The 7,938-nt window shown below is 60.8% G+C and carries 8 protein-coding genes; 1 reads left to right on the plus strand and 7 read right to left on the minus strand.

Features of this window, described 5'->3' with window-relative positions; genetic code table 11:
• Positions 1–150: 150 nt before the first annotated feature.
• The 6 genes from JQ567_RS33445 to JQ567_RS33470 form a co-directional block, all read right to left on the minus strand.
• Positions 151–1,464, minus strand: coding sequence for a TRAP transporter large permease subunit (locus JQ567_RS33445; protein ID WP_249165897.1), 1,314 nt, complete (start codon positions 1,462–1,464; stop codon positions 151–153).
• Complete coding sequence (locus JQ567_RS33450; RefSeq protein WP_212442765.1) at positions 1,461–1,988, minus strand: TRAP transporter small permease; 528 nt, start codon at positions 1,986–1,988, stop codon at positions 1,461–1,463. The genes JQ567_RS33445 and JQ567_RS33450 overlap by 4 nt, the downstream gene beginning before the upstream one ends.
• A gap of 36 nt (positions 1,989–2,024) precedes the next feature.
• Entirely contained in the window at positions 2,025–2,930 is a 906-nt protein-coding gene (gene dctP, locus JQ567_RS33455; protein ID WP_212442766.1) for a TRAP transporter substrate-binding protein DctP, read from the minus strand.
• A 94-nt stretch (positions 2,931–3,024) separates the two neighbouring features.
• Entirely contained in the window at positions 3,025–4,056 is a 1,032-nt protein-coding gene (locus JQ567_RS33460; protein WP_212442767.1) for an L-idonate 5-dehydrogenase, read from the minus strand.
• 24 nt (positions 4,057–4,080) lie between these two features.
• Positions 4,081–4,848 carry an SDR family oxidoreductase gene (locus JQ567_RS33465; protein WP_212442768.1) on the minus strand — a complete coding sequence of 256 codons (768 nt, stop codon included), beginning with the start codon at positions 4,846–4,848 and terminating at the stop codon, positions 4,081–4,083.
• Positions 4,849–5,018: 170 nt separating this feature from the next.
• Positions 5,019–5,687, minus strand: a complete 669-nt coding sequence (locus tag JQ567_RS33470; protein ID WP_212442769.1) for a glutathione S-transferase family protein — start codon at positions 5,685–5,687, stop codon at positions 5,019–5,021.
• A 162-nt stretch (positions 5,688–5,849) separates the two neighbouring features.
• On the opposite strand from JQ567_RS33470, the gene JQ567_RS33475 reads away from it, so the two are divergent.
• Positions 5,850–6,140, plus strand: coding sequence for a hypothetical protein (locus JQ567_RS33475; protein ID WP_212442770.1), 291 nt, complete (start codon positions 5,850–5,852; stop codon positions 6,138–6,140).
• A gap of 91 nt (positions 6,141–6,231) precedes the next feature.
• Here the strand turns inward: JQ567_RS33475 and JQ567_RS33480 are convergent.
• The coding region (locus tag JQ567_RS33480; protein ID WP_212442771.1) for an S-layer family protein at positions 6,232–7,938 on the minus strand (1,707 nt) is incomplete at its 5' end.

The following is a 7,938-nucleotide window of genomic DNA, read 5'->3' on the forward strand; positions in this document are numbered from 1 at the left end:
ATTGTCGTCCTCGACAATCACGCCGCCGCAATCGAGGGAACCCAGTAATCCTTCTTGAGTACCCAATCCGTCATGTTGCGTTTCGCTTCAACCGGGAGCCTGGCTAGGCGGCCAGGACGATCCCTTGCCTGCATGTCAGGTCTCATGCGTCTACAACGCCTTCGTCATCCAGGTCGCCACTTCAGGCACGAGATAGACCAGCGCGAGAACTGCAATGCTGATGACGAGGTATGGAACGACCGCCTGAAAGATATGCCCCATCGATACTTGAGGCGGCGTCACCCCCTTCATCGTCATCAGCAACAGGCCGTGGGGCGGCAGCAGCATTCCGAGTTGCATGCAGATCAGGAACAGCACCCCAAACCACACCGGGTCGATCGCAAGTGAATTCACCAGCGGCATGAAGATGGGAAGCGTGATCAGCATCATGCTGACCTGATCGATGAATACGCCGAGCGCGATCAGGATCAACAGCATGACGATGACCAGGGCGTTGGCCGAAAGCCCGCTTTGCGTGATGATGTTGACAATTCCATTCGTGGCGCCCGAAAACGACAATATTTGAGAAAAGGTCGTTGCTCCGATGATGATGAAGAGAATCATCCCGGAAATAAGCACCGTGCCATGCAGGGATTGCCACAGAACTTTCGGCGTCAACGCTCGGTAGACTGCCGCGAGGACGATCGTCGCGAAAGCGCCGATCGCCGCAGACTCTGTCGGCGTTGCCCAGCCGGCCACCATCGCACCGACGACGAGCCCGAAGATCGAAACCAGCGGCACCACATAGAGTACGAGCGGACTGAACCTCGCCCATCCGCTGTATTCCCTAAAATCGCTATCGGGCGCCAATTCCGGCTTGGATAGCGTGCGCAGGATAATCCACCCGACGAAGAGAACCGAAAGAATGATGCCCGGCATAACTCCCCCGATGAGGAGTTTGGAGATCGAAATGCCGGAGAGACTCCCCAACAGAACGGCAAGGGCGCTCGGCGGAATAAGCATATCAACCGCGCCGATGGCCATGATGGGCCCCGTTGCCATCGTGGGATGATAGCCCCTCGACAGCATGATCGGCACCATCAGGCTGCCGAGCATCGCCGTCGTTGCGATTGTCGATCCCGAGATCGCGCTGAACACGGTTCCGGCCACGACCGCGACCACCGCAAGTCTGCCCGGGACGTGCTTGATAACCCGCTCAATTCCGTCAATGACCTTGACCGCCAAACCGGTGTGAAAAAGCACTTCACCCATCAGGACAAAGAGCGGAATCGGCGTCAGGGAGAACGTGGTGATCGAGGAGACCGAGCTGCGCACGAGCTGGGACAGGCCGGCTTCACCGGCCATAAAAAGGTAAGCTCCAATCAGATTGATAAGGAGAAACGCGAAGCCGACCGGCAATCCGGCGAACATCAGAACGGTTGATCCACCAAGCAGCAACCAGGCCGCAGCTTCCCAACTCATCATGACACCGACACCTGCTCGTTGCGCGGCTGCCGCGGCCCGTCAATGAGGCTTCGCAGCCGGAAGATTGCCTCGAGCGACAACAGCACGAACACACACGGCAGCGGCACCAGGCTCCACCACTCCGGATAAACCACCGTTTTAATCAGCATTGCGTTGCTGCCCGCGCTTCGCCCGGTAACAACGAAGCCGTACCAGACCATCGTCACGCAACAAGCCAGCATCGCGCAGGCAGCAAACAACTCCATCAGCCAGCCGATCCGCGCCGGCACCATGTGGAGCAATATATCGATCCGGATATGCCGTCCGCTTCGCAACAGATACGGCGCCGACAGCAAGGTCATCAGGTAGATCGCAGACTCGGACAAGTCGCTGGCCAAAGCGAAGCCGCGCGGCATCCCTGGCACGGCCACATTGCGCAAGAGCACGTCAACGCAAATGACCAACATCATCCCAAACAGCAACGCACATGCCAGGGACACCAACGCGAGGCAAAGCTTGCCAATCGACCGATCCAGCACATCCATAGACCACACTCTCGACACTGGCGGACGTCGCAAATATCAGCGATTGCCGAACAATGCTTTCAGCTTTTCAGCATGCACGGGGCTCGCCTTGCTCGCAGCCGCCCAAGCGACGCTGTAGGCGGTATCGACGAAGACCTTCGCTTTGTCGCCATCCAGCTTGATCGTCTGGATGCCGGCATCCGCCTGCCGCTTTTCCTCATCGACGGCATACTGCTTCCAGAAGCCGTTGCCGGCCTCCAGCTCCAGCGCCATGCTGTTCAGGAAGTCACGCTGCTTCTCGGTAAGGCTCTTCCATTTGTCCAAATTGACGATGATGGAAACCTCCGCATCGTAAAAGCCCGGATCGACGCGAAATTTGGTGTGCTGCTGCCAGTTCAGGTCGAACAACCCGCCGATCGGCCAGCCATAGCCATCAACAACCCCTCGCTCCAGCGCTGTATAGACTTCACCTGGAGCAGTCGTGACGACATTCGCATTGAGCGCCTGAAAAAACTCGCGATAAACCGGCGTGATCCGGATCTTGAGGCCGGTAAGGTCCGCCTTGTCGATCTTCTTGTTGAGATAGAGATGGAACGGCTGGTTCTCGACCATCCGTGCCAGGTACTGCATGTTGGCTTTCTCGTTCCACACCTTGTTGATGTAGTCGAAGGCTCCGTTCTTTCGTTGCTCAGCGACCGGCCTTTCAGCGAGCTTCAACATGTCGGCTTCGGGCATGACATTGGTGTAAAAAGCCCCCGTCGACAGGGCTATGTCAACGACGCCCGTCTTCACCGCGTTGCCGACTTCAAATGTGGGAATGGCCCGCGGGCCGCCAATGAAGTTTATCTGCAGGATCCCTTTGCCGCGCTCGTTTACCGATTTCACCCACTTCAAAAGATGGGAAACGTAAAAGCTGTTTTCCGGAAAGGCCGTAACGAGACGCAGCGATACTTCCTGCGCCATTGCCGAAGCCTGAAACAGGATCAGGCACGCCACCGCACCCAACAGACGTACGAGCTTCATGTTGTACTCCCCCTATGACCTTTGTCCGGTATCTTCAGAAGCTTAGCTGAACCTTCATGGATCGGCTGCGATCTCCTGCAACCTCGAAGGCGTGTATCGCCTCCTCCAGTCCAAAAACGCCGGTCAGCAGCGGCGCCAGATCCACCCGTTTCTGGTTGATGAGATCGACGGCGAGACCGAATTCTTCATGGAAGCGGAAGGTGCCGCGCATTTCGATCTCCTTGGCCACCACCATGTTCTGCGGGATCGAGACGTCGCCGCCGAGGCCGAGCTGAACCAGGATGCCGCGCGGCCTGAGCACCTCCAGCCCCGAGCGGACCGCCCGTTCGTTGCCGGACGCCTCGAACTGGACATCGAAATAGCCCTTGTTGGCCGAATAGGCGCCGAGTTGATCGGGGGCGTCAGCGACATTGATCACCCGGTCGGCGCCGAGCCCCAGCGCTTTCTGGAGAACCGCGGCCATGACGTCGGTCGCAACGATCTCCCGCGCACCGTGCAGACGCGCCGCCACGATCGCCAGGGCGCCGATCGGGCCGCATCCCGTCACCAGCACCCGCTTGCCGAGCAGCGATCCGGCGCGGTTGACCGCATGCAGGACAACGGCGAACGGCTCCGCAAAAGCCGCCTCGTTGATCGAGACACCGTCGGCGACCTTGTGGCATTGCCAGGCTTCCGCGACGAGGCGCTGGCGAAACGCACCCTGGATATGCGGCATCGGCATCGCGCTGCCGTAGAAGCGCATGTTGAGGCACTGGTTCTGCTGGCCCTTCAGGCAATAGTCGCAGGCGTTGCAGGGCCGGCTCGGCGACACCGCGACGCGGTCGCCGATCGCGAGCCCCGATACCGACGCCCCAAGCGCCTTGATCGTCCCGGCCACTTCGTGACCGAGGATCATCGGCTCGCGCACCCGCACCGTGCCGAAGCCGCCATGGTTGAAATAATGCAGATCCGAGCCGCAGATGCCGCCGGCCTCGACGGCGATCTCGACCTGTCCCGCGCCGGCGGCCTCGGGTTCGCGTTCCTCGACCCGCAGATCGCGGGCAGCATGGATGACGACGGCTTTCATGATGGAACTCCCGCGGCACGAACCTTACAGACTGGTGGTGATCCCGCCATCGACATAGAGCGTGTGCCCGTTGACAAAGGACGACGCCTTGCCGGACAGGAACACGGCGGCGCCGACCAACTCCTCGACATTGCCCCAACGTCCGGCAGGGGTTCGTTTTTCGAGCCAGCCCGAGAACTCCGGATTATCCACCAGCGCCTGGTTGAGCGGGGTCTTGAAGTAACCCGGCGCGAGCGCGTTGATCTGCAGGCCGTATTTGGCCCAGTCGGTGCACATGCCGCGGGTCAGGTTCTTGATCGCCCCCTTGGTTGCGGTGTAGGGCGCAATGCCCGGACGCGCGAGTTCGCTCTGCACCGAGGCGATGTTGATGATCTTGCCCCGGCCGCGCGGGATCATGTGGCGGGCAACGGCCTGGCCGACATAGAACGCGCTCGAAATATTGGTGGCGAGCAATTGATCCCATCTCTCGACGGGAAAGTCTTCCAGCGGCGAGCGGAACTGCATGCCGGCGTTATTGATCAGGATATCGAGCGGCCCGGTATTCTGCTCGATCGCCCCGACGCCATCCTTGGCGGCCTGCGCGTTCGTGACGTCGAAGCCGGCCACCGATACCTTGTGTCCGGCGGACTTAAGTTTCGCCGCGGCCGCCTCCAGCTTGCCCGCGTCGCGGCCGTTGAGGACGATCTCGGCGCCGTGCTCGGCAAGGCCCTGCGCCAGCGCAAAGCCGATGCCCTGCGACGAGCCGGTAATGAGCGCCCGTTGGCCGGTCAGTTGGAACAGTTCAAATGCCATGTAACGACCCCTGCTGGCGTCGGGGGCAACAGCTCACCGCCCGAGCGGCTCCTTGATACCGCTCAATCCAGTCCGCAGGAAGGGCGGAATGGATCTAGATTATCGACAACCCGCCTGGACCGTATCGCGGCTCATGATGCGCGTTGGCGCCTGGGGTGAACGCCGCTCGACTATCTCACGGCTGCATCGAGCCACCCCGGCACCGGTCGTCCTTGACTCGACAGGTAACGCGCCAGCGCGGTGACAACCGGCATCACCGCGGGCCGCAAGGTCATGCGCTCGCGCCACGCAAGCAGCCTCGGTGTCTCCTGCCCCAGCACCGCGCCCATGCGTTCGCCGAACAGGGCAGCCATGTAGAACGCAATGTCTGCGAAGGTGTAATCGCCAGCGAGCCATTCGCGATCAGCCAGAAGCGCATCCATCTCCAGGTAATAGCGTGACGCACGGTCACGTGCTGCGACTGTGGCCGGGTCGTCGGGCCTGTCCTGCAATCCCATCAACTGAACGACGTGCGGGAAGTAGACTTCATCGGACTTCATTTCGAGCAGGCGTGCGGCGGCCCGCGCCGCGGGATTGCGGGGCCACAGCGGCGGCGCCGGCTGCACGTCCTCCAGGTACTCGAAGATCTGTGTCGAGTCGAAAATCTCCACCTCGCCGTCGATCAGCACCGGCACCTGCCGCTTCGGATTGACCCGCAGCACCTCGGGATGTTTCGGCTCGTAGCCGCGATCGCGATCGTATGGCACCATAACCAGCTGGAAATCGATGCCCTTCTCGATCAGGGCGATCTGGACCTTTGCACCAAACATGCTGAGCGCTGCGGAATAGAGGATCATCATTTTCAACTTCTTATTATTTTGAGTGACCGGGTGGGATGAACGCTTGCGCCATGGTCCAATGCATCACAGTTTGATGTCAACGCAAAACCGCAGGAGACCCGTGGAGTGATCGAAGCCAGGCCGGATACGCGCGACAATCCCGTCGAGCGTCCTTGCGGGCGATTGCCGATTCTCGATCAATTCGAGGATTGCGAACTCGCCGAAATCGATGCGTCGGAATGGTACGTGCCAAGCGCAGACGAGGGGCGCCAGCTGGCGCAGGCCGGAGATCGGCTTGGCGTCTATCTGATGGCTTATCGCGTCCGGCAAGCAGCGGAGGTGGGTCGGGGTCTTTGCAATCGGATCATCCCGGCGCGTCTGGATCCTGCCGCCCTTGACGAGATCCTTGAAATCGAGACCGCATTTCCCGATGCGGTGATCGTCGCCTACGAACGTCCGCTGCGCCGACGCTAATGACGTTGCCGGCAACAGCGTGAGTTTGAGCGGAAGCAGCCCTCCTCAAGGAATCAATGACCTGCCGCCACACGCGCTCGCCTCGAGGCGATCAGATGATGTGGAAGTCCGCGGCATTCACCGTCCCGCTTAGCCCCGTAAGATCGATTCGGGCAAACAGGACCTTGTTGCCCGCGCCGTTGCCGTCGGCATCGTAGTAGAGATTGCCGTTGCCGGTGTCGTACAGAACGAAATCATTCCCATCCGCAGCATCGCCACCAGCGCTTGCGCGGAAGTTGGCTGCATTCAGGACGCCTGTGGTAGACAGGGCGGTGAAAATTGAATTCTCCAGTTGTATGTCGTCCGCGGTGCTGGCGTTGAAATCCTTGATCGTGTCCACATTGGTTGTTGCGTCGAGCGCAGTGTCAAAGACAAACACGTCGTTGTTGCCTCCGCCGAATAACGTGTCGTTGCCGGCGCCACCGTGGATTTCGTCATCGTTCGATTGACCAAACACAGTATCGTTTCCGGAACCGGCCAGGATGATGTCCCCAGCGCCTCGCGCGAAGATGACATCGTCGCCGACGACGGCACCACCGGTAACGGTGTCGCTCGCGTTCGTGCCCGTGATAACGCTGAAGGTCTCGGTGAAAGTGCTCGTCCCCTGGGTAACTTGCACTGACAGTTCATACACGCGATCGTCGTCCAGGTTGTTGGCACTGATAACACCAGACGAACTCACTGTAAGATCCCCGGCAAAGCCACTAGCCGCTCCGCCCGCAAGAGTCGTCGCGCTGAGACCTGTGGAGGCGAACGAATATGGCTGGGCGCCGCCATCCGGGTCGACGACCGAAATTTGCCCGAAGGCGCCGTTCGGCAACGAATTTCCTGGGCTACCTGTGTAGGTGAAGTTCAGGTCGCTGGCCGCATCGTTGACGCCGTCGATGGTCACCGTCGCGGTGGCGGTACTGGTGGTGCCCTGGGCGTCGGTTATCGTGTAGGTGAAGGTGTCGGTCGTGCTCTGACCCACCGCCAGCGCATCCAACACGTTGCCGTCGGCCGTGTAGGTCACGACGTCGTCGCTGAAGTTGAGCGGCGTACCGCTGTCGCTGAGAACCACCGAGCCCTTGGCGCCCTGCGTCACCGCGGTAATCTTCAGCGTCGAGGTCTCGCCGCTATCCGGATCCGTGTCGTTCGACAGCAGGAGGGATCGCAGGTTAGCCGTGGTGGCATCTTCGTTCACCGAGGTGCTGTCATTGACCGCAACCGGGGTGTCGTTGGTGCCGTGGATGGTCACCGTCGCGGTGGCAGTATTGATGGCGCCCTGGGCGTCGGTTATCGTGTAGGTGAAGGTGTCGGACGTGCTCTGACCCACCGCCAGTGCATCCAGCATGTTGCCGTCGGCTGTGTAGGTCACGACGTCGTCGCTGAAGTTGAGCGGCGTACCACTGTCGCTGAGAACCACCGATCCCTTGGCGCCCTGCGTCACCGCGGTGATCTTCAGGGTCGCGGTCTCGCCGCTATCCGGGTCCGTGTCGTTCGACAGCAGGAGGGACCGCAGGTTAGCCGTAGTAGCATCTTCGTTCACCGAGGTGCTGTCATTGACCGCAACCGGGGTGTCGTTGGTGCCGGTGACGGTGATCACCAGGTTGGCCGGTGCCGAGGTGGCGGCGTTCTCGTCGGTCGCGGTGAAGGCTATGGTGAGCACCAGCTCCTCGCCGGCGTTGAGCGCGTCATAGCTCGAGGCGTCGAAGCTGTAGCTGCCGTCCGCATTGAAGCTGAGGCCGGCCGGCGCCGGATCGACCAGCGCGTAGGTCAG

This window comes from Bradyrhizobium sp. AUGA SZCCT0431 (assembly GCF_018131065.1).
Lineage (GTDB): Bacteria > Pseudomonadota > Alphaproteobacteria > Rhizobiales > Xanthobacteraceae > Bradyrhizobium.

Coding starts and splice junctions, on each gene's coding strand:
- JQ567_RS33445 (WP_249165897.1), bottom strand. CDS start 1,464: ATGATGAGTTGGGAAGCTGCGGCCTGGTTGCTGCTTGGTGGATCAACC.
- JQ567_RS33450 (WP_212442765.1), bottom strand. CDS start 1,988: ATGGATGTGCTGGATCGGTCGATTGGCAAGCTTTGCCTCGCGTTGGTG.
- dctP (WP_212442766.1), bottom strand. CDS start 2,930: ATGGCGCAGGAAGTATCGCTGCGTCTCGTTACGGCCTTTCCGGAAAAC.
- JQ567_RS33470 (WP_212442769.1), bottom strand. CDS start 5,687: ATGATGATCCTCTATTCCGCAGCGCTCAGCATGTTTGGTGCAAAGGTC.
- JQ567_RS33460 (WP_212442767.1), bottom strand. CDS start 4,056: ATGAAAGCCGTCGTCATCCATGCTGCCCGCGATCTGCGGGTCGAGGAA.
- JQ567_RS33465 (WP_212442768.1), bottom strand. CDS start 4,848: ATGGCATTTGAACTGTTCCAACTGACCGGCCAACGGGCGCTCATTACC.